The sequence below is a fragment of the Amycolatopsis sp. VS8301801F10 genome, assembly GCF_046195355.1.
Lineage (GTDB): Bacteria > Actinomycetota > Actinomycetes > Mycobacteriales > Pseudonocardiaceae > Amycolatopsis.
In genome coordinates, this window is the sequence record NZ_CP176065.1 from 5,937,602 (window position 1) to 5,960,341 (window position 22,740).

Consider the following 22,740-nt stretch of genomic DNA (forward strand, 5'->3'; position numbering starts at 1 on the left):
TGTTTCCTGAACGTAACCACGCCCGTCGCGGGCGGCAAGCGATCAGCGTGTTCGACCCCGGACCGGCCCGCGGTGCAGGAACGAGCTGATGGTGCGGCGCAGTCCTTCGGCCATCGAGACCTGATTGGAAAAGCCCAGCGCGCCCAGTTTCCGCCCGTCGCAGTGCTGTTTTTCCAGCGCGCGGGGAAGTCCGGCCCCGGGAATCACTTCGTAGCCGTTCTTGCGAATGGCGTCCGCCCGGTCCCGGTCGTGCGGTTCGCACGCTTCCCCGGACCGCTCGATCATTTCCGCCACCAGGTCGAGCGTGGCGCGATGCGCGGCAGGGACCATGTTGAAACTCTCGCCGCACGCCCGGGGGTCGAAAGCGAGCGTCGCGAGCGCCCGGACCACGTCCGTCACGTAGACGTAGTCGCGGCCGTGCGCCATAGATCCCTCGTAGACCACCGGCGGCAGCGGCCCCGCGGCGGCGAAGATCCTGCTCAGCGTCCGCGGCACGATCCGCGACGCGGTGTGCGGGTCGCCCGGCCCGAAGACGTTGCACAGCCGCAGGATCGCGACCGGCAGGCCGAATTCGCCGCCGTAGAGCCGCACGAGGTGGTCGGCGGCCATCTTGCCCACGTCGTAGACGCCGCGGGCGTCCAGCCGCGAAGTCTCCACGTACGCGTCGCCGCACAGCTCGCCGTAGACCTTGTCCGTCGAGGCCAGCACGAACCGGGCGAGGCCGCCGCGGACCGCCCGCGCCGCTTCGAGCATGTTCGCCGTCCCGCCGATGTTCGTGGCCAGCGAGGCGTGCGGATCGCTGAACGCCGAGTCGACCGTCGAGAACGCGGCGAGGTGGAACACCACGTGCGGCCGCACCTCGCGGACCAGCTCGAGGCATTCGGCGAACGACGTGACGTCCAGGCGGGCGGACTCGACCCGCTCGTCCGGCGAGGCGGTCCGGTCGGCGGCGACCACGCGAAACCCCCGCCGCGCCAGGCCGGCAGTCAAATGCGTGCCGATGAAGCCGTGGCCGCCGGTGACCAGAGCCACGCGGGCGGAGTCGGTGCGCTGCATGCGAAATTTCCGATCTGGGCTTCGGGCTGGGTGCGGACGTCCGGCGGCGGACCGGCCGGCGGTCGTCGCGGGACACCAGGGCGCGCGCCGTGCGGTCAGGCGCGCTCGGCCTGCGGGCCGTTGTGCCGCAAGGGGTCGATCTGCTCGCCGAACGCGGCCCAGAACCGGGCGTTCTGCCGGGCCAGGTCCGCGACCGTGCCGAGGCAATGCCGCGGGATGCCGTCCGTCGGCGGCATGGTGGCCTGGCTGGCGAGGACGTGCGCGTCCAGCCAGCGCAGCAGCGCCCGGCCCGCCTCGCTGAACCGCAGCGACGGATCCCGGCGCAGGGTCTGCATAGTCGCCGCCGGGTCGGGCTCGGGCCCTGGCTCCGGGCGGCGCCCCGGCCGGGGCCCGCCCGTCCGCTGGACCGGCACCAGCGACTGGCCCAGCTCCAGCCGGTTGCGCACGTCGAGCACGGTGGAGGGAGCGATGCCCGCGGCCCGGGCGATGTCGCGCAGCGACCGCGCCGGATCGGCCCGCATCAGCTCCCCGGCCAGCCGCCTGCCCGCCGAACTGTCGAGCGGGCGCAGCCTGCCGTCCCGGCCGACCCGCGCGTTCGACCGTGCGTCCTCGACACTCGAACACCTGCGGATCGCGCCGACGGTGGTCGCGGCCAGCCCGGTGACCTGCGCGATCCACCGGTCCGACCGCGCGGGGTGGCTCAGGATGATGCGTCCCGCCGCCGCCTTGCGGTCGGTCAGCGACAGCGGCAGGCCGTTGGCCGTGTTCGCCTCCACCGCGAGCACGAACGCGTCGCGGGCGTCGCCGTCGAAGAACCGCGCCTCGATGAGCTGGCGAGAGCCGAGTTCGGCGGCGCGCAGCCGGTGCGCCCCGTCGATCACCCGCATGGTCGGCCGGTGCACGATGATCGGCGGCAGCCGGACGTCCAGCTTCGCCAGCACGCCCGCGTGCTCGTCGTCCACCCCGGCGACCCGCAGCGAGTCTCCCGGCCGCAGCGCCTGCACCGGCACCAGTTCCGGGGACACCCCGTCCGCGTTGTAGCTGCGCCAGATCGACGGCGGGTCGGCGTGCGGAGCTGCCTCGCGAGGTTCGCGGTCCATCCGGTGCCCACCCTTCCGTGCGCGGTCGCTTGCCGGGGGCGTTCGCCGCCGGCGGTGATCTCAACAATTGAGGAGGAGCCCGACAAACAACAACCCCTCGGGGGACTTTTCCCGAGATCGGGTGTTCCGCCCGGCGCGTTCGGCGGAGCGGGCGAAAAGTCCACGCCCGGTCGACGCCTCCGGAAAAACGATTCGCGGGATGCCCTCTGAACAGGGGTTACGGTGATTTTGGGTTCGGCGAAGGCAGTCTTCCGGGTGATATTCGCGGGCGGTGCGCGCGGCGGGAACTCGCTCCGGGACAACCGTTTCCGTGCGGACGCGGCGGGATTCCGGCGGCACGGAGACCCGGACAGGTGACCCCGCGTCGCTCCCCGTCAGGGAATTGTCGTCCAGCCAATTGACGGCCTCGCGGAGCAGAATATTCCGTGCTGGCCTTTGCCGGAATAACGGGCGGGGAGCGACAATTCCGGGGATGCGCCGACCCGGCCCCAGGCGTTATCGTCCTCAACCGTTCCAGGCGAAAGCCCAGCGGATTTCGAGCAGCCGAGCCGATTTCGGGAGTCCACGATGAGCGACGACGCGCCCGCCTACCCGTTCCGCCTTCCCGACGCGCTGAGCCCGCCGCCGGAATGGGCGGCGCTGCGGGCGGAGGAGCCGGTGGCGGAGGTGCGGCTGCCCAGCGGGGACCGGGCCTGGCTGCTCACGCGGTACGAGGACGTGCGGCGGGTGCTGTCCGACTCCCGGTTCACCCGGCACCCCGCGGGCGCGGGCGCCGCGCGGGTCACCGCGAACGAGGGCGGCGGCGTCTTCGGGGAGAAGCTGACGGAAGACGAACTGCACCACCGCTGGCGCCAGATGATCAGCCGGGGGTTCACGCCGAAACGCGTGCGGGCCCTGCGGCCGAGGATCGAGGCGATGGCCGACTCCCTCGTGGACGCGATGATCGAGCGCGGGGCGCCCGCGGACCTGCTGCGGGCACTGGGTTTTCCGCTGCCGAGATGGGTGATCTGCGACCAGCTGGGGGTGCCGGACGCCGACCGGGACCGGTTCGCGCACTGGTCGGACACCATGCTCGCGATGACCCGCTTCACCCAGGCCGAGATCGACGCCGCGCAGGCGGAGTTCGCCGCCTATTTCGCGGCGCACATCGCCGCCAAACGCGCCGCGCCCGGCGACGATCTGCTCAGCGAGTTCATCCGGTTCGCCGACGGGTTCGGCGAGCAGCTTCCCGAGGAGGTCCTGATCGGCACCAGCCAGGGCCTGCTGGTCGCCGGGTACGAGACGACGGCGGGCATGATCGGCAAAACGGCCGCGCTGCTGCTCGCCGAACCCGACCGCTGGGCGCGGCTGCGCGCCGAACCGGGCCTCGTCCGCACCGCCGTCGAGGAGGCGCTGCGCTTCGACGCCAATCCGGGCTTCGGCGTGCCGCGGTACCTCTCCGTCGAAATCGAGGTCGCGGGCCGCACCCTTCCCGCCGGTTCGATGGTGGTGTGCAGCGTCGGCGCGGCCAACCGGGACGAGCGCGCCTTCGCCGACGCCGACCGGATGGATCTGGGCCGCACCCCGAACTCGCATCTCGCGTTCGGCGTCGGGCCGCAGGTCTGCGTCGGCCAGGCGCTCGCCCGGGTCGAACTGCACGCCGTGCTGCGGGTGCTGGCGCGGAGGCTGCCTTCGCTGGAGCTGGCGGAGCCGCCCTCGGAGCTGGGGGTGCGGGAAGGCCTGGTGGTCGGCGGGCTGGAGCGGGTGCTGGTGCGGTGGTGAGGACACCTTCGCCGGAGCCGGCGTGTGAGAGGGGCGTGGTGGCCGCCGGGTGTTCATGCGCTGCGCGGCCGCTTTTCGCCGGGTGCCAAAAACCCCTCTTCGCCGCCCGGCTGTCGTGACCCGGCCGAAACGCATTGTCGGCACGCATGCCGTCCGCGCAAATCGTTTCGCGACGAAAGGCATACGTGCCGACGCTTCGCCCGGAGCAGAATCGGGCGGCACTCGCCGTTTCCGTGCTCCCGCGGCGCTTAGCCCTGAAGGAGTTCCTGGATCCCGTTGACGAACTCCTCGCGCGAGATCACGCCGTCCTTGTTGGCATCCATCGCGTCGAAGTCGTAGCGCGGGTCGGACTCGTCGATCTGCCATACGCCGCGGAGGTAGCGGCCGAGTTCCTCCTTGCTGATGCTGCCGTCCCCGTCGGCGTCGACGAGGTCGAAGATCACGTGCCCGCCGACCTTGGCGCTGTCCATCCGGCTCGCGTCGCCCGTGGCGCGCCGGGTGGCCTCGACGAACTCGCTCTTCGACAGGCGGTCCCCGGAGGCTCCGGCGTGCCGCAGCAGTTCCATCCAGTGCATTTGGTAAAACGCCCGCAGTTCCCTGATCCGCCGGTCGTCTTCGTTCACCCCCGCCGTCTTCCGGTAGCGGTCGATGAGGAGTTCGTAATCCGACCAGTCGAGGCGGCCGTCGTGGTTGAGGTCCAGTGTGTCGAACTCCGCCGCGATCACCGTGTCGACGGAATCCGTGGGTGCGCTAGCCATCTGATGAGTCCCCTAGGGTAGTGGGCGGTCGATGGATTTCCGAACAACAGAATGCGAGTGCCCGCACGGGAACACAACGGGATTCAGTCGCGAGAACCGGGCGTTTACCTGATAGTGTAGGCGGGGTGGAACGTGGCGTGAGCCTTTTCCTTTCCGGTTCCGCTTCTCGGGTCGCCCGGTGGTCCGGTTGCCGACCGCGTCCTTGCCGCAGCGGGTTTTCCGCGTTCTCGCTTGATCGGGTCGAACCGGGGCGGTGACCGGTTTCGGCGTGGCGGCAGAGAATATTCCGCGGCGCGGGAACGGGACAAAAAAGTCCGCGTCGCTGGAATTGCGGCACGGTTTCCCCGCCGTGCTCACGCCCGTGCGTCGCTGGCCGGAAGAACGCTGGTGCCGGAACCGTGCTCTTCGCTGAGCGGTGGATCGCGCCTCTGTTCCCGCGGTTCAGGGCGCGGACCGCCGCAACTGTCGGCAGGCCAATGCGCGGACCCGCTCCCGGAGCGCGCGCCGCTACTTGCTCGCCAGCTTCTTCCCGGCGTCGTAGAGCAGTTGGAGGGTGTCGGAACCGGCCACCGCGGTCAGCACGGTCGCTGCGAAACGGGTCGCCCGGGGCGCGAAGACGAGGCCGGCGCCCAGCCCGGTCGCGACCCAGACCGCGAGGCAGAACGGACAGGTGAGAAGCTCGCCCACCGAATGCCGCGGCCCGTGCCCGCGCACCGATTCGTTCAGCTCGCCTTCGCCCGCCGGCTCCTCGTAGCGCGTGAACGGTGCCCGCAACGGGCTGGTGACGGCGTCCTTGCTGAGCAGCCGGCTCGCCTTGAACGTCGCGGTGGTCAGCAAGATCGTGTCGCCGAGTCCCCACCGTTCGGGCAAGCGCGCGCCGGTGGCCCGGCCCAGCACGGCAAGCCCTCCGGCGGCCCCGCCGTACGCGGCCAATACGGCCAGATAGCCGCCCAGCGGCCGTTCGGCCTCGCCGGCATAGCGGCGGCGGATTTCCGATGACAACGGCCTTCCTCCTCAACTCGGACGGGGCGGCCGTGCCCGGGAGAAGGCACGGTCCGCGTTGCGCCGGGTTCGTCCCTGCGCAGCCGCTCTGGACTCGGTCGCGGACTGCGTACCCGGAAGCGCCCGCCGGAAACACTCCTCGACGATGATCGGGCGCAGTGTTTGAGCGGTCCCACTCTGACGACGACTCGGAAAGCCGCCACCGCGACCTCGTGCGGTGCTGCCAGCACCCGACAGCCGGACCGCCTCCGCAAGGGGCGCCCTTGACCTCCGTCCTCATCGGTCAATCTCCGCACCACCCCGCGCTCGGTTCGGCAACCAGCGGAGCCTCATCAACCCCGCCAACGTGCTCGACACCCCCGGTGCGACTCCAGGGCAGCGCTCCGCTGTGCGGGAATCCGTAAGGGTTGAACTGTACTGAACCATTACCGCACGATGGCGGACATGGACGAAAACCGTTGCCCCCGCTGTGGCTGGCCCCTGGCCGAACTGCCCGCTTCCGCCGTCGTTCCCGCGTCGGCGGGCAGCCGGGCCGAGTACGTGCGTTGCGTGTGCGGCAGCTGGATCGCCCGGTTCGGAGGGGTCGTCGTCGGCTCCACCCGGCCGCGCTGACTACCAGTGCTCGGGGCGGGCCAGTCGCGGCGGCAGCTTGGTCGCCGCGTCGCCGCGGGCCGCGTTCGCTTGGGACTGGGTGAGGAAAATGCTGCCGGTGAAGTCGGCGCCGCGGACGTCGGCGTCGCGCAGATCCGCCCCGATCAGGTCTGCGCGACGCAGGTCCGCGCCCCGGAGGTCGGCCGCGATCAGATAGGCGCTCCGGAAGTTCGTGCCGCGGAGGTCCGCTCCGGCGAGCTTCGCCCCGATCAGGTCGGCGCCGCGGCGGTCCTTCTTGCGTCCGGCTCCGGCGCGGACCAGCTCGCTGGTGCGCACCAGAAGCGGGTTGACCCGGGCGCGGCGGGCGTCGACGTCGACGGCCAGCACCGCGTCCGCGTCGCCGGAAGCCGCCTGTTCGAGCCCGGCGATCTCCGCGTCCAGCTCCGGGTGGATCTCGCGGGTCACGGCCAGCGAGCGCGCCTCGGTGAGGTACCAGAGCAGTTCGTGCAGGTGCCGCATCACCGGAAGCGCGGCGAACATCCGCTCGCGGGTCTCCGGCGCGTCGCGCCAGCTCCGGCCGCCGAAGGTCACCTGCGACACCTGCTGCCCGGCGCCGAAGCAGTCGTAGCTGGTGCAGCCCGAGAAACCCTTGGGGCGCAACCGATCGTGGATGCCGCAGCGGAAGTCGGCCAGCAGGTTCGGGCACGGGTCGCCGGCCCGCTTGTCGATGGCGAAGTCGGCGGATTTGGTGAAGGTGAGCGCGACGCAGCAGAGCGCGAAGCAGCTCGCGCAGTCGGCGGTCAGGGCACGGCGGTCGGGCAAGATCTCTCCAGCGAAGGCGGGCGAACCCGTCAAGGGTAGTCGCCGCTCACCGGCCGCCAGGCGCGGCAAGCCCGTGGAAGACCAGTTCGAGCAGGCCAGCCGCCTGGCCGGGGGCGTCCGGTTCCGTCTCGGTGACCAGCGCGACGGCGTTGACCAGCTTGAACACCTGCCCGGCCGAGACGCCCGGCCGGACTTCGCCGGCGTCCTGCGCCCGGGTCAGAAGCCCGTCCGCTGCCTCGAAAACCGCCGCCCGGCACGAGGAGTTTTCCTCGCCGAGCGCGGCCAGCAGCGACGCCGCGAGCCCGCGCTCCGCGCTCCCGTAGGAGATGACCTCGCCCAGCCATTCCTTCAACGCCGCGCCGGGGGACGACGCGGACCTCAACTCGCGCGCCCGGCCGCACAGCGCGTCGACGTGGTCGCGGAAGACCGTCTCCAGCAACGCCTGCCGGGTGGGGAAGTGGCGGTAGAGTGTGGCGTTTCCGACGCCCGCGCGGTGCGCGATGTCGTCCAGCGGCGCGTCGGCCCCCTGCTCGGCGAAGACCTCTCGCGCGGCCGCCACCAGACGGTCGTAGTTGCGCTGCTGGCCGCCGAACAGCGAGTCCGCGCCCTCGTCCGCGACCCGGGCGCTCCTGCCGCGCGCGCACTCGCCGCTGCCGGCGCCGAACTCGTCCGCGGCGACCTGGGGGACCGCGCTTCGCTCGAGACGGCCGCCAGAGGGGTCGACGGCGTTTTCAGCGTCCAGCCGACCCTCGGCTATCCCGGCACGCCTCCCGATTTCACCCTCGACGACGAACTCCGCTACGGCCGCAACGTCGCGGACGCCGCGGCGGCGGCCGAGGTGCAGACCTTCGTATACGCCTCCGTCGCCTCGGCGGACGCCCCGCACGGCATCGCGCGCTGGCGGACCAAGTCCACTTTGGAGCGTTACGCCCGCGACCGCGGCCTCCCGGTGACCGCGCTGCGGCCGGTGCGGTTCATGGAGAACCAGATCCACCCGCTGCTGGGCGTGCGCGACGGCGTCCTGACCGACGTTTTCCGGCCGGAAACGCCGGTTCAGCTGATCGCGGCCGCCGACATCGGCGCGTTCGCCGCCCTGGCGTTCACCCGCCCCGTCGAGTACGCCGGGCGCACGATCGAACTGGCCGGAGACGAGCTGACCATGCCGCAGATCGCCCAGGCGATGACCCGGGCGCTGGGCCGGCCGGTGACGTACCGGCCGATCCCGCGCGAGGCGCTGACCGGCCGCGATCCGGACGCCGCGGCGGGCTACGACTTCGCCAACGACGTCGGCTGGCACGCGGACCTCCCCGCGCTGCGCGAGGAGCACCCCGGCCTGCTGGACTTCGAGACCTGGCTCGGCCACCTTTCTTGAACGACTGATCCAGAATGCGGTAGCCTGCGGTCATGGTCCGCACCCGAGAGTTCGACACCGAGGCCGCGGTGAGTCGCGCGATGGAGTTGTTCTGGTCGCGCGGCTACGAGGCGACCTCGGTGCGGGACCTGACCCAGCACCTCGGGATCGGGCAGGGCTCGCTGTATGGCGCGTTCGGAGACAAGGACGGCCTGTACCGGGCCGCGCTCGAGCACTACCGCGCGACCCTGGCGGCGAACGCCCTGGAGAGCCTGAAAAACGGCGCCGACGCTCGTTCGGCGATCCGGACGCTCCTGGTCGAGCGGATCCGGATCGCCGCGGCCGAAGACGGCCGAGGGTGCCTGGCCGTCAACGCGGTCTGCGAGCGCCTGCCCGGGGACCCGGCGACCCGGCGCACCGTGCGGGACATGCAGGACGCCAGCCAGGAAGCGATCGCCGAGGTGCTGCGCGTCGCGGCGGAACGCGGCGAGATCGCGGCGCGGCACGATCCGCACACGCTGGCCGCTTTCCTGGTCACGTTCCTCAACGGACTGCTGGTCTCCGCGAAGATCACCCCGGACGTCCGCGCCCTCGAACCCCTCGTGGAGGTGGCCCTGGCCGCCCTCGGCTGATGTGTGCTGCCCGCAATATGGATCGCTCGATCAAGAAAGAAGGAAGATGTTCGACCACGACGGAAATCCCGTCCGCACCGGCCGCGCCGCGGTCAACGGGACGAGCCTGCACTACCGGACCGCCGGCTCCGGCCCCGCGGTGGTGCTGCTGCACGGCGTGCCCAAGACCGGCTACCACTGGCGCTACCTCCTCCCGAAGCTCACGCCGCACTACACGGTCGTCGTCCCGGACCTGCGCGGTCTCGGCGATTCCGCCCGCCCCGCGGACGGATACGACTCCGTGACGATGAGCGAGGACGTCGCCGAGCTGATGACCGCTCTCGGCCACGAGACCTACGCCGTCGTCGGCGAGGACTGGGGAGCGGTGATCGGCTACCAGCTCGCCGCCCGCCGCCGCGACCGCGTCACGTCCTTGGTGTTCGCCGAGGCGCTGTTCCCCGGGTTCGGCTTCGAGGACCACACCGCGCTCACCGCCGAGAACGTCGCCAGCGGCATGCACCTGTGGCATCTCGGCTTCTACTTTCAGCCGGACGTCCCCGAAATGCTCATCGCCGGCCATGAGCGCGAGCTGATCACCTACCTGATCAAGTTCGAGCGCAGCCGCCCGGACAGCGCGACCCCGGAAGCGATCGAGGAGTACGTGCGCTGCTACTCGATGCCCGGCGGCATCCGCGCGATGCTCGCGATCTACCGGGCGATGCTCGTCGACGCGGAGCAGAACCGGCAAGCGGCGCAACGGAAACTGGACCTGCCCGTCCTGGCGCTCGGCGGGTCGGCGTTCATCGGCGAGCGCGCCGAATCCCAGGCGCGGATCGTCGCCGGCGACGTCACCGGCCTCGTTTTCGACGCCGGGCACGACCTCGCCGAGGAAGTGCCCGACGAGATGGCCGACGCGCTCCTGCCGTTCCTCGCCAAGCACCAGCAGCCCGCATGATTTCCTGTCCTAGGCCCACGGGGAAGGAGAATCCTGATGACGACTCGGAACAAGGGATTGCTCAGGGCGTTCGGGCCGAGGACGAGAAACCGCCCGGGGGCGGCCGATGAAGGAGAACTCGCGATGGCCGTGAGCTGGATCGGGTCCACGGTGCGCGCTTCATGAAGCCTGTCGTTCGTCTCGTCGGCGAAGACGCCGAGGTGCGCGCCATCGGACGCGAGGCCGTGCAGGCGCTCCAGCGCGGCGCGGGAGCATCCGACCTGTTCGCCGCGCTGCGCGACCTGCACCGGCACCGTCGGCAGCTGGTCGCCACGCGTGCGCCATCGAGGCCCGCGGCGCGGGCCGTCGTCCAGGGGAACCGCGCCGCTGGGCCTGCTCGCGCCTGGCGCGCCATCTGGTCGACGCTGGTCGTCGCGGGCCTTCTCGCCGCCCTGGTGCTGGTCGTCGAGTTCGGTCCCGCCGATCGCAAGAACGCGTTCAGCGAACCGCGGGAAAGTGCCGCGATCGCGCTGGTCGCGGGCTTGGCGGCGGGGCTGCTCCTGCTCGTCGTGGCGCTCGTGCCGGTGCCCGATGCGCGCAGCGGGGCCGTCGGAGGACTGGGAGCGGTGCTCATCGCGCTGATCGCAGCAGGAATTCTCGTCTACCGCCTCGTGGTCGGCGCCTCCGACCGCCGAGGCTTCACCGGCGCCGACCTGCGCTGGTGGATCCCGATGGCGGGGGTGGTCGTGCTGCTGCTGATCGCCGTGGCCTTGCGCTGCGACCTCGCACGACGACGCGGCCGCCCCGCACCAGTGGCTCGCACCTCGGCGCCGCGCCCGGACGACGGGCTGCGCGAACTCCGCCGCACGGCCGAGCGGCTCGCCGCGACGAAGCTGACCGCTGAGGTGCGGCAGGACTGGCAGAAGCGGCTCGAACGGCTCGCCGACAAGGGCTGGCCCGCGGCGACCATCGCCCAGGCCAAGGCGATGACACCGGCGGCCTGGCTGGCCTGGCTGAGCTACGACGGCGAGATCGAGGTCCGTTCAGTGCTCCCTCGGGCCTGACCTCTCGACCAAGCTGGTTCGACTCAACGGAAACTGCCTCGCCTCGGGATTGCCCGGAGCGAGGCAGTTTCCGTTGAGTCGAAGCTGGCCGAGCCGCAGCAGGAGCTTGTCGCGGGACATCCTCGCGGTTCACCTGGCCGGTCGGCTCCGCCGAGGTCAGGGGAGCGGCTGGTCGATCTGCTCGCGCAGGATGTCGCCGTGTCCGGCGTGCCGGGCGAATTCCTGGATCATCGCGAGCAGCGTCCAGCGCATGCTGACGGTTCCCTCGCCCGGGAATTCCTTGGTGTCGTCGAGTGCGAAGCGCGCCGCGATCTCCCGCGAGCGCTGACTGGCGCGCTCGTACTCGGCGATCACGCCGGCCACCGTCTCGTCGTCGGCGACCGCGAAGGTGCCGACGTCGCGCTTGGAGTATCCGTCGCATTCGGACTCGTCGAGCCCCGCCCAGAACCGCTGAAACCAGATCCGCTCCGCCGCGGCGGCGTGCTTGACGACGGAAATCGGCGTCGACAGCGACGCGACGAGCTTCCGCCGGGCATCGGCCTCGGACAGGCCGCGGAGGGTCTCGACCAGGGCTTCGCGGTTGCGGTCGAGCGTGTTCTCGAGCAGTTCGCGTTCGGTGCCGTTGGTGAGGCGTTCGGTGGGCATGGTTTCGCTCCGTTTTCGGGCAGGGCTGACGGGGCCGGTGCTCACAGCGGGGAAGTGCGCCAAGGCGGGCCGGGAAGGCACCGCGGGCGATGACCGTCAGCCGGGTAGATCCGGCGACTCCGGGTATTCAACCACGACCTCGTCGGACGCGTTGCCGGCCTGCTCTGCTTTCTCGGCCTCCCGGAGCCGGTGCACCTCGTCCAGTTCCGCCTGTTGCGCACTGACGCGAGCACGCAGTTCTCCCAGTTCAGCGTGCAGCGGAGCCAGAGTTTCGGCGTACGCCTTGGTCGCCTGGCTCAGCTGGGCTGCCGACTCGGCCACCCGCTGATCGGCCGCGAGTTGCACACCGCGCACCCGTTCGTCCGCCTCCGCCGCCTGGTCTCGCAGCCGCTGCTCTTGCTCCCGCATCCGGCTTTCGTGCTCGGCGGTCAGCGCTGCCCGGAGTTGCTGCTGCGCTTCCGCCGCGTTGCGACGGACCTCTTCCAGCTCCTCGACCGCGGTCGCCCGCAACGCGGAAATCTCCCGCTGCAACGCCGTGACCCGGTCGTGGGCGGCCGCTGCCTGCTCCAGCGCACGCTGCCGGTTGTTCTCGGCTTCATCGCGGACGGCCAGTGCGGTTTCCTGCGCTTTCCTTGCCGCCTCGGCCTTTTCGAGCGCCGCGTCCCGCTCGGCGCGGTCCACTTCGGACTGTTTCCTGGCCGCGGCCTCCGCCTCGCGCGCCTCTTCCGCAGCAACCACCGCTTGCGCGCGCTCCGCGTTCGCCACCCGAGCCTGCTCCACCGCCTCGTCACGGGCGGCCTCGGCTTCTTCGCGGGCTTTGAGCGCGGCCGCCGTCTCGTCGGTGACGTGCGTGCGCAGCGCGGACAGCTCCTCGCGCAGCGGGTCCAACGCCGACAGCGCCGAGCCGAGCCGCTCGTCGAGCGCCCCGGTGTCGAGCCGGGTCATCGGCTGGTCGGGGCCGTAGACGGTCACCCAGATCTCGCGCTGCTCGTCGAGCATCGCGCACGTGATGACCTTCGCGCCCCACCGGCCGTACCGCTCCGGATCGGCCGGGCAGTACGGCGTCGGCCGCCCGCCCTGCCGGGGGATGGGCGGCAGCGGCTGACCGCAGTACGCGCATCCGGCCTCGCCTCCGGCGGCGAGCGCGCGCACGGTCGCCTCCCGGCGTTCGTCCCGGCTTCCGCGCCGGATCGGCGGTCCCGCCGTCTCCATCAGTGCCCCTTTCCGCAGGTGGGGTCCACTCTACAGTTTGAGTTTCAATACTCAAACAGCAGGTATCAGATTCCAAACCAAATCATCGAGAGGCCAGTCAGGGTCAAGGAGTGTATGGATAACTGAGATTATTGATATAAATCTAGGAGAGGCTTCGGCTGGCCGGACCAGGCGGGGTGATCGGAGGCCGGGACGACCGGTCAGCTGTGCCAGCAGGAGCGCGCGGAGGTCGAAGTTCCGTGCCGCCCGAGTGGTTGAGCACGGGTGTGCCCGCCCGCGCAGTCGCAGTGGGATGAGCCGAGGGTGACCTTTTGCCCCGCCGGAGTCCGGTTCGCTGTCGCGGCGAACTCGGCGATCAGAGATCCGGGGATTCCGGGCCTACGGGCGAGTGGCGCGGATGAGCCAGTGCGCCGCGCCGTACCGCACGCCTTCGTCGGTGAGGTGCTCGGCGATGTCGGCCTTGAGCGCGTCGAGGGCGCGGGCGCGGGACTCGTCGTCGAGTTGCGCGAAGGCCGAGGCGAAGTGGCTGGCGATGAAGTCGAACGCGTCGTCGACATCGCGGCCGTAGTACATCGGAAGGGTCAGGCCGGTCAGCTCGACGTCGACGAAGCCCGCTTCGTGCAGCAGCTGGCGCACCCGGTCCGGATCGCTGAGCGAGAACGGCGTTGGCGCTTCGGCAGGGGGCGGCGGCAGTTCCCGGCCGCCGGCCGCGATGGTGCGGAACGTGCTGATGCCCTCGTTGCGGTCGAGCGCCTGCCACGTCAGCTGCACGAAACGGCGGCCTGGGCGGATCGCGCGCGCGATGTTGGCGAAGGCCGACTGCCGGTCTCCGAAGAACATCGTGCCGTGCCGGCTGACGGCGACGTCGAAGCACGACTCGCCGAAATCGTGGACCTGGGCGTCCGCTTGCACGAACGTCGCGTTGGCCAGACCTTCCTTCTCGGCCAGTGCGCGCGCCAGGTCGAGCTGCGCCGAGGACAGGTCGACGCCCAGTGCGGAACCGTCAGCCGCGATGCGGGCCGCGTCGCGGGTGAGCTGACCGCTGCCGCAGCCGATGTCCAGCACCGCCGAATCCCGCTGGATATCGGCTGCTTTCACCAATTCGCCGTGGTAGCCGGCCATGCCCTGGTCGAAGCGTTCGGCACGCTCGGTCCAGAACGCTCCGCTGCCGCCGTCCCAGGAGCGGAACTGATCGGCGTTGGACAAGTCGAAGGTCGGTGTGTCGGTCACGGTGTCCCCCCGGGAATCGGTGCTCCAGCCTACCCGGCCGCGGGCAACCGTTCCGAGAATCACCGCCAGCGCAGCGCGGTTTTCCGCCGGACCGACACGTGGACCGGCAGCGTGGTCAGCCCGCGCAGGGTCGCGGTGTCCTCCCAGACCGGGCAGTCGGCCAGCGTCAACGTGATTCCGTTGTCCCGCAAGCAGGAGAAGAGCGTGCGCAGCTGGAGGGTGACCAGCGCGGCGCCGAGGCAGGAGTGCGCGCCGCGGCCGAATCCGAGGTGCAGGCCGCGCCGGGGCCGCGGATTCACTTCGTCCGGGCTGGGGAACACCGCGGGATCGCGGTTGGCGGCGGCCAGCAGCACGATCACCACGTCGCCGCGCCGGACGCGCTGGCCGCCCAGTTCTCCGTCGGCGACGCAGATCCGGCCGTCGGCCTGGACGGAACCGTCGAGGCGGACCAGTTCGTCGGCGAGGTCGTCCGCGCCGTCCGATCCGGACAGCAGGTCCAGCAGCCCGGGGCGGCGCGCCAGGCGCAGCAGGACCGCGCCGAGCAGGCGGCTGGAGGATTCGTAGCCCGCGTGCAGGACCGCCCGGAGCGAATTGGCCAGCAGGTCCGCGGAAATGCCGGGCCGGACGTGCCGGGCGCGGCGGGCGGCGGCGACGAAGCCGGTCTGGTTCTCCGCGGCCAGCCAGCCGGCGACGAGGTCGCTCAGCTTGGCCCTGGCCTCGTTCCCGGCTTCCGCGCGTGACGGGTCGAGACCGGCGTCCATGCTGCGCACGATGGCGTTGGAGTAACGCTCGAACTCCTCGCCGCCCGGCGGTTGCACGCCGAGATACCGGCTGATCGTGTCGAGCGCGACCGGGCGGGCGAAGCCCCGGACGAGGTCGGCCGGGCAGGAATCCGCCAGGCCGAGCAGCCGCGAGGTCATGGTCTCGCGCAGGCGGTCGGCCAGCGCGCGCTGGGGCAGCTCGTGCAGCGCGGCGATCAGCAGCCGGCGGATCCCGGTGTGCTCCGGCGGGTCGAGCCGCTGCAGGCTGACCGACGCGGCGGGGACCTCGATCCCGGCCCGGCGGAAATCCGAGGCGTAGCGGGCGGGATCGGCGAGCACCCGGCGCCCGGCGGCGTGCTCGGTGACGACCCACGAGCCCAGCATTCCGTGCCAGTACACCGGATGCGCCTCGCGCAGCCTGCGGTAGTACGGGTGCGGATCGGCGAGCACGCGCGGGTCGAGGGGTTCGTAGTACGGGTCGTCGTGCGGGGCCAAAACGTCCTCCGGTTCCCCGGCGAGCACGCCGCGGTCGGGTCGGAGCGGGCGCGTCGCGGCCGGACCGGTCACGACGCGCCCGCGCTGCGGCTTGCCGGTCAGTGGACGTACAGCATGAGCTCTCACCTCCCGATTCCTGTTCGCGGCAAAGGGAAACCCGCGCCGGGGGCGAAAGCGGGCGGGGCGCGTTCCCGGAGGGGGAGCGGCGCTGCCCGGGCTGTGGCCCATCGTGGCCGGGCCGCCTTGTCGAAACCTTGCGGCGACCTTGAAACGGCGGCGGCGGGACTGGTATCCCGGAAGGGACCCAGGGAGGTTCCGTGTGCGGCACCGAGGTCAGGGTTCTCGGAGAGGTCGAAATACGGGTCGGCGGGCGGATTCTCGCCTTGGGCCCGCCGCGGCAGCGCCGGCTTCTGGCCGCGCTTCTCATCCAGCCGAACGTGCAGATCTCGACCGGCGAGCTGATCAGCCGGGTCTGGAACGGCTCTCCGCCGGCGCGCGTGCACAACGCGCTCTACAGCTACGTTTCCCGGCTTCGCGGGGTGGTCCAGAGCAGTGATCGGCTCGTGCTGACGCGCGGGCACCGCGGATACGTGCTCGTCGTCGACGAGAACGACATCGACCTGTGCCGGTTCCGCGGCCTGGTGTCGCGGGCGCGGCAGTCGGGCACCGACCGGCGGCGGGCGAAACAGGCCTACGAGAAGGCGTTGGCGTTGTGCCGCGGTGTTCCGTTCGTCGACGTGGACGCCGCGTGGTTGGTGGAGCTGCGCGCCCGCTTCGCCGCGGAACGGCTCGGCGCGGAGCTGGACCTGTTCGACCTCCGCCTGCGGGAAGGAAACTCCTCCGAACTGCTCGGCCCGCTGAACCATTACGCCGCCGAGCATCCGCTGGACGAACGAATCGCGGCGCAGCTGATGACGGTGCTGTGCCGGCACGGCCGCCAGGCGGACGCGCTTCGCCGGTACGCCGGGCTGAGCCGCCGGCTCCGCAACGAGCTGGGCGTCGATCCGGGAGCGCGGCTGGCGGAGCTGCACGGCCGGATCCTGTCCGGCGCGTGTCCCTAGTCCGGAAGCGGTCGGCCGGGCGCGGGCTCCTGGTCGGCGCGTTCTTGCTCTCGCGCCCAGGTGCTCGCCCATTCGTCGAACGGACGGAGCGCGTCGCGGAGCGCGGTCCCCAGCCGGGTCAGCTCGTAGCCGTCGGCGGAGGGGACGATGATCCCGCTCGAGGAGAGTTCGCGGAGCCGCTGGTAGAGGACGCTGGACGACAGCCCGTCGCACCGGGCCAGCAGCGCCCGGGCGCCGAGCGGACCCCCGCGCAGTTCCCAGAGGATCCGCAGCGCCCACCGGCGGCCGAACAGGTCCATCGCGGCCATCAGGGGACGGCCGGTCGTCGATCCGCGAACCGGTTTTCCTGGGCGCGGTGTCGGCATGGCCCTCCTTGCGTTTCGTTATTCGAAACACTAGCATCCACGCGGCGTTTCTGATTCCGAAACGGACGCCCCCGGCAAGCCGGGCCGAACACGGGAGGTTCCATGCCCAAGGGCTACTGGGTCAGCGTCTACCGCACCATTTCGGATCAGGAGAAGCTGGCTGCTTACGACAAGCTGGCGCGCCTGGCCGTCAAGGCCGGGGGCGGGCGGGTCCTCGTCCGCGGCGGCCGGGTCGCGGCGCACGACGCCGGGATCGCCGAGCGCACCATCGTGATCGAGTTCGACAGCTTCGAGCAGGCCGCCGCGACGCGCGAGAGCGCGGCCTACCAGGAGGCGCTGGCCGCCCTCGGCGACGCCGTCGAGCGCGATTTCCGCATCGTCGAAGGCATCGGCTGACCGATGTCCTGGCCGAATGTCACGGTGGTCGACGCGTGCGTGCGGCGCGACGGCGGGGGCGGCAGCCCCACGGCCGTGACCGACGACGACCTGGCGGCGACGGACGCGGACCGGCGGGCAGTCGCCGCTGCGGCCGGCACCTCGCACGCGGCGTTCCTCGGCCCGGAGCGGACGCCGGACGGCGGCTGGCCGGTCCGGTTCTTCACCGCCGCGGCCGAACTGCCCGGCTGCGGCCACGGCACCGTCGCCGCTCAGGCCGTCCGGCTGGCCCGCGCCGGGCTGAGCGAGTTGAACGACCGCCAGCACACCGGCGGGCGCACGTTCGACACCGTCGCGATCCGCCGCCCCGCCGGCATCGAGGTGTGGTTCGACCAGGGGCTCGTCGCGCTGCGGCAGCCGCGGCCGGACGAGCACGCCGCGATCGTCGTCGCGCTAGGGCTCGCCGCGGACGATCTCCATCCGGCCGACGTGCCCCGGATCGCCGCGCCCGGCGCACCCCGCATGCTGGTGCCGGTTCGCGACCGGTCGACGCTGCTCCGCATCCGCCCGGACCTCGATCGGCTGGCCGCGGCGTGCCGGCGGTACGAGCTGCTCGGCTGTTTCGTGCACGTACCGCCGGCGGGGGACCGACCGGGCGCGGCGCGGATGTTCGCGCCGGCGATCGGGGTCGACGAGGACGTCGCCAACGCCAACAGCACCGGCTGCCTGGCCGCCCACCTGCTCGACGCGGCAGGGGCGCAGGCGATCGCGATCGAGGTGGAGCAAGGCGACAGCCTTGGCCGCCCGGCCAGCGTCCTCGCTTCGGCCCGGCGCGGACCGGAGGGCATCACGACCCGGGTCGGCGGGCTGGCGGTGCTCCGCGAGGGACGCTGAGGCTGCTTCGCGGCCGGGCTGACGAGCCAGAGCCGCGCCGACCCCGGGACCGGCGGATCGGGGAGTTCCTACGTCCCGGCGACGAACTCGGCGAGCAGGCCGTGCGGCGCGTCGGGGCCGAACATCTGCTGCTGCAGGTGCGCGCCCTCGGCGGCGATTTCCGCGCTGCGCGGGAACATCGCCTGTTCGTATTCGGCGAGCGCGGCCTCCACGTCGTCGGGATGGGCGGCGAGCGCGCGCCCGAGTTCGGCGCCGTCGAGCATGGCCAGGTTCGCGCCTTCCCCGTTCGGCGGGGCGAGGTGCGCGGCGTCGCCGATCAGGGTCACGCCCGGCACCCGCTCCCACTCGTGCCCGATCGGCAGGCCGTAGTGCGGCCGGAAGACCGGCGCGGTGTCGCTTTCGGTGATCAACGCGGTCAACGCCGTCGACCAGCCCTCGTACTCCGCCACGATCCGGGCGGTCGCGGCGGCGGGATCGGCGAAATCGATGCGGTCGAACCATTCCAGCGGCCGGGCGAGCCCGATGTAGGCGTGCAGGGTTCCGTTCCGCTCGCGGTGCGCCGTGATGCCGTGGTCCGGCGCGAGGGCCAGCAGCATCCCGCCGCCGACCGCTTCGGCCGTCGCGGGGAACCGGCGGTCGGAGTCGTGGAGGAAGGTCTCGACGGTCGCCGCGCCGGTGTACTCCGGTTTCGCCGGGGTGAGCAGCGGCCGGACCTTCGACCACGCGCCGTCCGCGCCGACCAGCAGATCCGTGGCGACCGTGCTCCCGTCGGCGAAGGCGACCTCGTAGCCCCGCGCCAGCGCGCGCACGCCGGTGACCTTGTGTCCCCAGTGGACAGTGCCCTCCGGCAGCGAGTCGATCAGCATCTGCCGCAGCTCGCCCCGGTGGACTTCGGGACGGCCGCCGGTGCCGTCGTCGGGTCGTTTGAACAGCACCGTCCCGTCCCTCGCCAGCATCCGGATCTCTTGCCTCCCTTCCAGGATCAGCTCGCGGAATCGGTCGGTCAGCCCGGCGGCTTCGACGGCGAGCTGACCGTTGTAGTCGTGGATGTCGAGCAGGCCGCCCTGCGCGCGCGAGGACGGGGACGGTTCGGCCTCGTAAACGGCGGCCGGGATCCCGTGGACGTGCAGGACGCGGGCGAGGGTGAGACCTCCGAGGCCGGCGCCGACGATCGTGACCGAGGAGTTCGGGACGGTGTTCATGACAGGGCTCCTTCACGGGACAAGTTCTGGTACGCCATTCCATATTGGAACGGCGCTCCAGGTATGTCAAGATAGGCGCATGGCTACGGGGACGCGCCGGGCACAGCGGCGCACGGAGGCGCTCTCGCGGGAGCGCATCGTCGAGGCGGCGGTGGAACTGCTGGACGCGGCCGGCGAGAGCGGGCTGACGTTCCGGGTGCTCACCGAGCGGCTCGCGACCGGCCCCGGCGCGATCTACTGGCACGTCGCGAACAAGGGCGAGCTGCTGGTCGCCGCGACCGACGCGGTGGTGGCGGACGCGCTGGCGGCGGAGCCGGCCGGGTCGCCGCGGGAAGAAGTGCACGCCGTCGCGCTCGGGCTGTTCTCCGCGATCGAAGCGCATCCGTGGCTCGCCGCGCAGCTGCTGCTCCAGTTGTCCCGCAGCCCGGGCGGTCCGGTGACGCCGCGGATCCTGGAAAGCCTCGGCCGCCGGGTCCGCGCGCTGGGCGTGCCCGAGGAGCACTGGTTCACCGCGACGTCGGTGCTGATGCACTACGTGCTGGGCGCGGCCGGGCAGAACGCGGCGAACAGCCGGGCCGCCGAGCCGGACGCGGAGCGCGCCGAATTCCTCGCCGCCGCGGCGGAAACGTGGGAGAACCTCGATCCGGAGGAGTACGAGACCACCCGGCTGATGGCGAGCCAGATGCGCGAGCACGACGACCGCGAGCAGTTCCTGGCCGGGATCGATCTGGTGCTCGCCGGGGTCGCGGCGCTGTATCCGGGCGGGCGCGGATGACCCTCGCGCTCAGTGACGCCGGGGGAGCGGGCAAGGACGCGCGCGAGCGGTTCGGGGAATTCCTGCGCGTGTACGCGTCGCTCAACACCCGCGTCGCCTACGCGACCGATCTCGGCATCCCGCTCGACTGGGTTCCCGGCTACCGGCCGCCCGATCCCGGACGCCGCCGCGGCCGCGCACGCCGGACCGATCCGGACGCGCTCGCGTGGCTGCCCTGGTGCCTGCGCAACGGGTTCACCTCCTTCGCCGACGTCCGGGTGGAGCACGTCGAACAGTGGCTGGACGAGCTGGCGCAAGCCGGGTACCGCGATTCGACGCGCGGCAGGATGCTGTCGGCGGTGTCCGCGTTCTACCGCAAGTACCTGCTGCGGGAAGGTTTGGCCGGGCACAATCCCGCGGCGCTCGTGGACCGCCGCGCCCAGCATCTCAACCGGCCGTCCGGCGTCCCCTCGCAGACCGCGCGGTGGTCGTTCGACGCGTGCCGGGCGTTGCTGCTCGCCGCGTGGCTGCTGGCCGAACACAGCCGCAACGGCCTGCGCGACCGGGCGATGGTCGAGATCCTGATCGGCACCGGGGTGCGGGCGGAGGAACTCGTCGGCGTCGACCTGGGCGACTACCGGCGGCCGACGGCGGGCGGTTTCGGCGTGCTTCGCGTGCACGGCAAGGGAGCCAAGGACCGCGAGGTCGCTCTGGCCGCACCGGTGGCGGACGCGCTCGACGCTTACCTGGCCGACCGGGTCACGCCGCAGGTCCCCGCGGTGCGCGGACAGGTCGGCGCCAGCCGGGCCGAGCCGTTGTTCGTCACGAGCACCGGCGCGCGGGTGCATGTTTCGCACGTGACGGCGTTGCTGCGCCGGTTGTGCGCGACGTTCTGCCAGCCGCCCAAGACCGCGCGGATGCGGGAACTGCTCGAAACGGCCGAGGCCCGGTTCGTCGCGACGCACCTGCAGCCCTTGTGCGACACCATCCACCCGCATTCGGCGCGCCACTCCTACGCGACGCACGCGATCGAGCGCGGGGTCCCGCCGCGGCAGGTGCAGCGCGACCTCGGGCACTCCGCGCTGTCGACCACCGAGGGATATCTCCACGACGAGAACGCCGTCCGGGACTCGGCCGCGCACGAACTGGCTCCGGCGCTGCACCGCGGCTGGCTCGGTTGATCGCGCTTATCCGGGTGTACCCGGGTTCCCGCGCGAGCGGTCAGGCCTCGATGAACGGCTCGTCGCACAACGTGCAGGCGATCGGGGCCAGTTCCAGGATCGACCGGGCCGCGCGGATCCGGCGCGGCGGTTCGCAGCGGCAGATCGCCGCGACGTAGTTCGGCCCGCCGCGGTGCGCGCCGCGGCCGTCGACGGGGGCGAGCACCACCGGCGGCGCGAGCGGTTCGCCGGCCTCGTCCGGTGCTTCCGGGTCGTCCGGAGTGGACGCGACGGCGCGCCGGGCGACCTCCTGCTCGGTGTGCCGCCACACGGTCAGCGCGGCTTCGAGCCGGGACAGTTCTGCTTGGTACGCCTCGAGAGTCGCGGGGAGCGCGGTGGTCGAGGACCAGCCGATCCGGTCCGCCTGTTCGGCCCGCAGCCCGAGTTCCGCGGCGAGCGCGGCGAAACGTTTGTTGTGGTAGCGGCCGTCGCTGACGTCGACGATGTCGCGGGTCGCGGCGAGTCCGTGCGCGGCCTCGTGCAGGGTGGTGGAGAGGATCTCGGCCGCGCCGCGCCGCAGTCCCTCCGCGCCGAGGAAGAACTCGGCGCGCGGTTCGACGCCTTCGCCGACGTGCCAGCGCGACCGCGCGAAGTGGCCGTGGATCTCGGTGGCGGTGCCCATCGTTCCGGACGCCAGCACCAGGATCGCTTCGGGGACGTCCGCGTGCCGCCGCCGGATCGCGGCCCAGAGCTGTTCCATGGCGTGCATGACCCGGGTCGTCGGGCCCAGCGCGGCGGTGTCCATGCGGCTATCTTGCCGCTTAAGCGGTAACTAGCCGAGGGAGAGCCCGGCGAGCACCCGTTCGAGGCCGGCCGCGAAGACGGCGTCGCCGTCCGGGTGGACCGCGTCGCGGGCGGTGCGCAGGAGAGTGGGGTAGCGGCCGGTGTCGAACATCCGCTTCAGGTACGGCGCGGAGGCGCGGTGCCAGCCTTCCTCGTCGAGACCGGTGTCGCTGATGAGCCGCCGTTCGCGGATCTCGCTGCGCACCGCGCCGGTCACGAAGGAGTGCACGGTGAACACCGTGATCATGGCGTCCTCGATCGGCCCCGGACCGGCCGCGGCGGCCAGCGACGCCTCGAGGTAGGCGAGCGCGTTCGGGCCGAGGCCCGGGCGTCCGCCGATCAGGTCGGCGAACCATTCGTGCCGCTGCACCGCGGCGCGGCAGCCGTGGGCGAGCGCGCGGAGGGCGGCCACGCCTTCGGTTTCCGGGTCCGGCAGCGGGATCTCGCCGTAGACGGCGTCGGTCATCAGGTCGAGCAGTTCTTCCTTGGTGTCGAGGTAGCCGTACAGCCGCATCGGCCCGGCCCCGAGCGCGGCCGCGACTTTGCGCAGCGACACCGCTTCCAGCCCGCCTTCGTCGGCGAGCGCGCAGGCGGTCTCGACGATGCGGGCGCGGCTCAACGGCGTCGGCGCCGCGCGCGCCGGCGGTTCGGGCCGTTCCCACACCAGTTCGTCCATGCTCGCTCCTTTTTCGG

Annotated in this window: 25 protein-coding genes and 1 pseudogene; 11 read left to right on the forward strand and 15 right to left on the reverse strand. The window is 71.8% G+C overall.

The features are described 5' to 3' along the window. Window positions 1-42: 42 nt before the first annotated feature. Together F9C11_RS28000 and F9C11_RS28005 are read right to left on the reverse strand one after the other, a co-directional pair. Window positions 43-1,056, reverse strand: coding sequence for an NAD-dependent epimerase/dehydratase family protein (locus tag F9C11_RS28000; RefSeq protein WP_409180342.1), 1,014 nt, complete (start codon window positions 1,054-1,056; stop codon window positions 43-45). Between the two features lie 95 nt (window positions 1,057-1,151). Further along, window positions 1,152-2,156 (reverse strand): streptomycin biosynthesis protein, encoded by a 1,005-nt coding sequence (locus F9C11_RS28005; protein ID WP_409180343.1) that lies wholly within the window; start codon window positions 2,154-2,156, stop codon window positions 1,152-1,154. Window positions 2,157-2,723: 567 nt separating this feature from the next. On the opposite strand from F9C11_RS28005, the gene F9C11_RS28010 reads away from it, so the two are divergent. Next, window positions 2,724-3,917 carry a cytochrome P450 gene (locus F9C11_RS28010; protein ID WP_409180344.1) on the forward strand — a complete coding sequence of 398 codons (1,194 nt, stop codon included), beginning with the start codon at window positions 2,724-2,726 and terminating at the stop codon, window positions 3,915-3,917. Between the two features lie 248 nt (window positions 3,918-4,165). On the opposite strand, the gene F9C11_RS28015 is transcribed toward F9C11_RS28010, so the two are convergent. Beyond that, a complete protein-coding gene (locus F9C11_RS28015; protein WP_409180345.1) occupies window positions 4,166-4,675 on the reverse strand; it encodes an EF-hand domain-containing protein in 510 nt (169 codons plus the stop codon). A 507-nt stretch (window positions 4,676-5,182) separates the two neighbouring features. After that, window positions 5,183-5,677: a DUF1360 domain-containing protein gene (locus F9C11_RS28020; RefSeq protein ID WP_409180346.1), complete on the reverse strand. Its 495-nt coding sequence runs from the start codon at window positions 5,675-5,677 to the stop codon at window positions 5,183-5,185. A 444-nt stretch (window positions 5,678-6,121) separates the two neighbouring features. Here F9C11_RS28020 and F9C11_RS28025 point away from each other — a divergent pair, with 444 nt between their 5' ends. Beyond that, complete coding sequence (locus F9C11_RS28025) at window positions 6,122-6,289, forward strand: hypothetical protein (protein WP_409180347.1); 168 nt, start codon at window positions 6,122-6,124, stop codon at window positions 6,287-6,289. Here the strand turns inward: F9C11_RS28025 and F9C11_RS28030 are convergent, their stop codons facing one another. From F9C11_RS28030 to F9C11_RS28040, 3 genes and pseudogenes are all read right to left on the reverse strand, one after another. Further along, the gene (locus F9C11_RS28030; RefSeq protein ID WP_409180348.1) at window positions 6,290-7,090 is read right to left on the reverse strand and encodes a pentapeptide repeat-containing protein; all 801 of its coding nucleotides are present in this window, start codon (window positions 7,088-7,090) and stop codon (window positions 6,290-6,292) included. It lies immediately after the preceding gene. 46 nt (window positions 7,091-7,136) lie between these two features. After that, window positions 7,137-7,529 (reverse strand): hypothetical protein, encoded by a 393-nt coding sequence (locus F9C11_RS28035; protein WP_409186986.1) that lies wholly within the window; start codon window positions 7,527-7,529, stop codon window positions 7,137-7,139. 51 nt (window positions 7,530-7,580) lie between these two features. Next, window positions 7,581-7,649: pseudogene (locus tag F9C11_RS28040) on the reverse strand (TetR/AcrR family transcriptional regulator); the annotation flags it as partial. Here F9C11_RS28040 and F9C11_RS28045 point away from each other — a divergent pair. The 4 genes from F9C11_RS28045 (at window position 7,617) to F9C11_RS28060 (ending at window position 11,050) form a co-directional block, all read left to right on the forward strand. Next, the gene (locus F9C11_RS28045; RefSeq protein ID WP_409186987.1) at window positions 7,617-8,462 is read left to right on the forward strand and encodes an NmrA family NAD(P)-binding protein; all 846 of its coding nucleotides are present in this window, start codon (window positions 7,617-7,619) and stop codon (window positions 8,460-8,462) included. The pseudogene F9C11_RS28040 and the gene F9C11_RS28045 overlap by 33 nt on opposite strands. A gap of 32 nt (window positions 8,463-8,494) precedes the next feature. After that, window positions 8,495-9,073 (forward strand): TetR/AcrR family transcriptional regulator, encoded by a 579-nt coding sequence (locus F9C11_RS28050; RefSeq protein ID WP_409180349.1) that lies wholly within the window; start codon window positions 8,495-8,497, stop codon window positions 9,071-9,073. Between the two features lie 46 nt (window positions 9,074-9,119). Then, complete coding sequence (locus tag F9C11_RS28055; protein ID WP_409180350.1) at window positions 9,120-10,007, forward strand: alpha/beta fold hydrolase; 888 nt, start codon at window positions 9,120-9,122, stop codon at window positions 10,005-10,007. 161 nt (window positions 10,008-10,168) lie between these two features. Next, window positions 10,169-11,050 carry a hypothetical protein gene (locus tag F9C11_RS28060; RefSeq protein ID WP_409180351.1) on the forward strand — a complete coding sequence of 294 codons (882 nt, stop codon included), beginning with the start codon at window positions 10,169-10,171 and terminating at the stop codon, window positions 11,048-11,050. A gap of 156 nt (window positions 11,051-11,206) precedes the next feature. Here the strand turns inward: F9C11_RS28060 and F9C11_RS28065 are convergent, their stop codons facing one another. The 4 genes from F9C11_RS28065 to F9C11_RS28080 all read right to left on the reverse strand — a co-directional run bounded on the left by F9C11_RS28065 (window position 11,207) and on the right by F9C11_RS28080 (window position 15,519). After that, complete coding sequence (locus F9C11_RS28065; protein WP_409180352.1) at window positions 11,207-11,695, reverse strand: DinB family protein; 489 nt, start codon at window positions 11,693-11,695, stop codon at window positions 11,207-11,209. Window positions 11,696-11,791: 96 nt separating this feature from the next. After that, window positions 11,792-12,907, reverse strand: a complete 1,116-nt coding sequence (locus F9C11_RS28070) for a hypothetical protein (RefSeq protein WP_409180353.1) — start codon at window positions 12,905-12,907, stop codon at window positions 11,792-11,794. A 378-nt stretch (window positions 12,908-13,285) separates the two neighbouring features. Further along, window positions 13,286-14,137: a class I SAM-dependent methyltransferase gene (locus F9C11_RS28075; protein ID WP_409180354.1), complete on the reverse strand. Its 852-nt coding sequence runs from the start codon at window positions 14,135-14,137 to the stop codon at window positions 13,286-13,288. Between the two features lie 59 nt (window positions 14,138-14,196). Beyond that, entirely contained in the window at window positions 14,197-15,519 is a 1,323-nt protein-coding gene (locus F9C11_RS28080) for a cytochrome P450 (RefSeq protein WP_409180355.1), read from the reverse strand. Window positions 15,520-15,710: 191 nt separating this feature from the next. Here F9C11_RS28080 and F9C11_RS28085 point away from each other — a divergent pair, with 191 nt between their 5' ends. Beyond that, entirely contained in the window at window positions 15,711-16,454 is a 744-nt protein-coding gene (locus F9C11_RS28085) for a BTAD domain-containing putative transcriptional regulator (RefSeq protein ID WP_409180356.1), read from the forward strand. On the opposite strand, the gene F9C11_RS28090 is transcribed toward F9C11_RS28085, so the two are convergent. Beyond that, window positions 16,451-16,819, reverse strand: coding sequence for a winged helix-turn-helix transcriptional regulator (locus tag F9C11_RS28090; protein ID WP_409180357.1), 369 nt, complete (start codon window positions 16,817-16,819; stop codon window positions 16,451-16,453). The two genes, F9C11_RS28085 and F9C11_RS28090, sit on opposite strands and share 4 nt — an antisense overlap. A gap of 102 nt (window positions 16,820-16,921) precedes the next feature. Between F9C11_RS28090 and F9C11_RS28095 the strand changes: the two genes are divergently transcribed. Both F9C11_RS28095 and F9C11_RS28100 read left to right on the forward strand, forming a co-directional pair. Then, a complete protein-coding gene (locus tag F9C11_RS28095; protein ID WP_409180358.1) occupies window positions 16,922-17,215 on the forward strand; it encodes a DUF1330 domain-containing protein in 294 nt (97 codons plus the stop codon). A gap of 3 nt (window positions 17,216-17,218) precedes the next feature. After that, on the forward strand, window positions 17,219-18,088 hold the full coding sequence (locus F9C11_RS28100; protein ID WP_409180359.1) for a PhzF family phenazine biosynthesis protein: 870 nt from the start codon (window positions 17,219-17,221) through the stop codon (window positions 18,086-18,088). Between the two features lie 68 nt (window positions 18,089-18,156). Here the strand turns inward: F9C11_RS28100 and F9C11_RS28105 are convergent, their stop codons facing one another. Next, entirely contained in the window at window positions 18,157-19,290 is a 1,134-nt protein-coding gene (locus F9C11_RS28105; protein ID WP_409180360.1) for an FAD-dependent oxidoreductase, read from the reverse strand. Between the two features lie 79 nt (window positions 19,291-19,369). On the opposite strand from F9C11_RS28105, the gene F9C11_RS28110 reads away from it, so the two are divergent. Continuing rightward, window positions 19,370-20,065, forward strand: coding sequence for a TetR/AcrR family transcriptional regulator (locus F9C11_RS28110; protein ID WP_409180361.1), 696 nt, complete (start codon window positions 19,370-19,372; stop codon window positions 20,063-20,065). Beyond that, window positions 20,062-21,225: a tyrosine-type recombinase/integrase gene (locus F9C11_RS28115; RefSeq protein ID WP_409180362.1), complete on the forward strand. Its 1,164-nt coding sequence runs from the start codon at window positions 20,062-20,064 to the stop codon at window positions 21,223-21,225. Before F9C11_RS28110 ends, F9C11_RS28115 begins: the two co-directional genes overlap by 4 nt. A 40-nt stretch (window positions 21,226-21,265) precedes the next feature. Here the strand turns inward: F9C11_RS28115 and F9C11_RS28120 are convergent, their stop codons facing one another. Beyond that, a complete protein-coding gene (locus F9C11_RS28120) occupies window positions 21,266-22,009 on the reverse strand; it encodes a hypothetical protein (RefSeq protein WP_409180363.1) in 744 nt (247 codons plus the stop codon). Between the two features lie 27 nt (window positions 22,010-22,036). Then, a complete protein-coding gene (locus F9C11_RS28125; protein WP_409180364.1) occupies window positions 22,037-22,723 on the reverse strand; it encodes a TetR/AcrR family transcriptional regulator in 687 nt (228 codons plus the stop codon). Between the last annotated feature and the right edge of the window lie 17 nt (window positions 22,724-22,740).

Bases quoted from the DNA above. Each gene is read 5' to 3' on its own strand.
- F9C11_RS28010 (WP_409180344.1), top strand. From the start codon at position 2,724: ATGAGCGACGACGCGCCCGCCTACCCGTTCCGCCTTCCCGACGCGCTG.
- F9C11_RS28005 (WP_409180343.1), bottom strand. From the start codon at position 2,156: ATGGACCGCGAACCTCGCGAGGCAGCTCCGCACGCCGACCCGCCGTCG.
- F9C11_RS28095 (WP_409180358.1), top strand. From the start codon at position 16,922: ATGCCCAAGGGCTACTGGGTCAGCGTCTACCGCACCATTTCGGATCAG.
- F9C11_RS28055 (WP_409180350.1), top strand. From the start codon at position 9,120: ATGTTCGACCACGACGGAAATCCCGTCCGCACCGGCCGCGCCGCGGTC.
- F9C11_RS28125 (WP_409180364.1), bottom strand. From the start codon at position 22,723: ATGGACGAACTGGTGTGGGAACGGCCCGAACCGCCGGCGCGCGCGGCG.
- F9C11_RS28115 (WP_409180362.1), top strand. From the start codon at position 20,062: ATGACCCTCGCGCTCAGTGACGCCGGGGGAGCGGGCAAGGACGCGCGC.
- F9C11_RS28000 (WP_409180342.1), bottom strand. From the start codon at position 1,056: ATGCAGCGCACCGACTCCGCCCGCGTGGCTCTGGTCACCGGCGGCCAC.
- F9C11_RS28105 (WP_409180360.1), bottom strand. From the start codon at position 19,290: ATGAACACCGTCCCGAACTCCTCGGTCACGATCGTCGGCGCCGGCCTC.
- F9C11_RS28070 (WP_409180353.1), bottom strand. From the start codon at position 12,907: ATGGAGACGGCGGGACCGCCGATCCGGCGCGGAAGCCGGGACGAACGC.
- F9C11_RS28100 (WP_409180359.1), top strand. From the start codon at position 17,219: ATGTCCTGGCCGAATGTCACGGTGGTCGACGCGTGCGTGCGGCGCGAC.
- F9C11_RS28090 (WP_409180357.1), bottom strand. From the start codon at position 16,819: ATGCCGACACCGCGCCCAGGAAAACCGGTTCGCGGATCGACGACCGGC.
- F9C11_RS28065 (WP_409180352.1), bottom strand. From the start codon at position 11,695: ATGCCCACCGAACGCCTCACCAACGGCACCGAACGCGAACTGCTCGAG.
- F9C11_RS28025 (WP_409180347.1), top strand. From the start codon at position 6,122: ATGGACGAAAACCGTTGCCCCCGCTGTGGCTGGCCCCTGGCCGAACTG.
- F9C11_RS28015 (WP_409180345.1), bottom strand. From the start codon at position 4,675: ATGGCTAGCGCACCCACGGATTCCGTCGACACGGTGATCGCGGCGGAG.
- F9C11_RS28110 (WP_409180361.1), top strand. From the start codon at position 19,370: ATGGCTACGGGGACGCGCCGGGCACAGCGGCGCACGGAGGCGCTCTCG.
- F9C11_RS28060 (WP_409180351.1), top strand. From the start codon at position 10,169: ATGAAGCCTGTCGTTCGTCTCGTCGGCGAAGACGCCGAGGTGCGCGCC.
- F9C11_RS28050 (WP_409180349.1), top strand. From the start codon at position 8,495: ATGGTCCGCACCCGAGAGTTCGACACCGAGGCCGCGGTGAGTCGCGCG.
- F9C11_RS28120 (WP_409180363.1), bottom strand. From the start codon at position 22,009: ATGGACACCGCCGCGCTGGGCCCGACGACCCGGGTCATGCACGCCATG.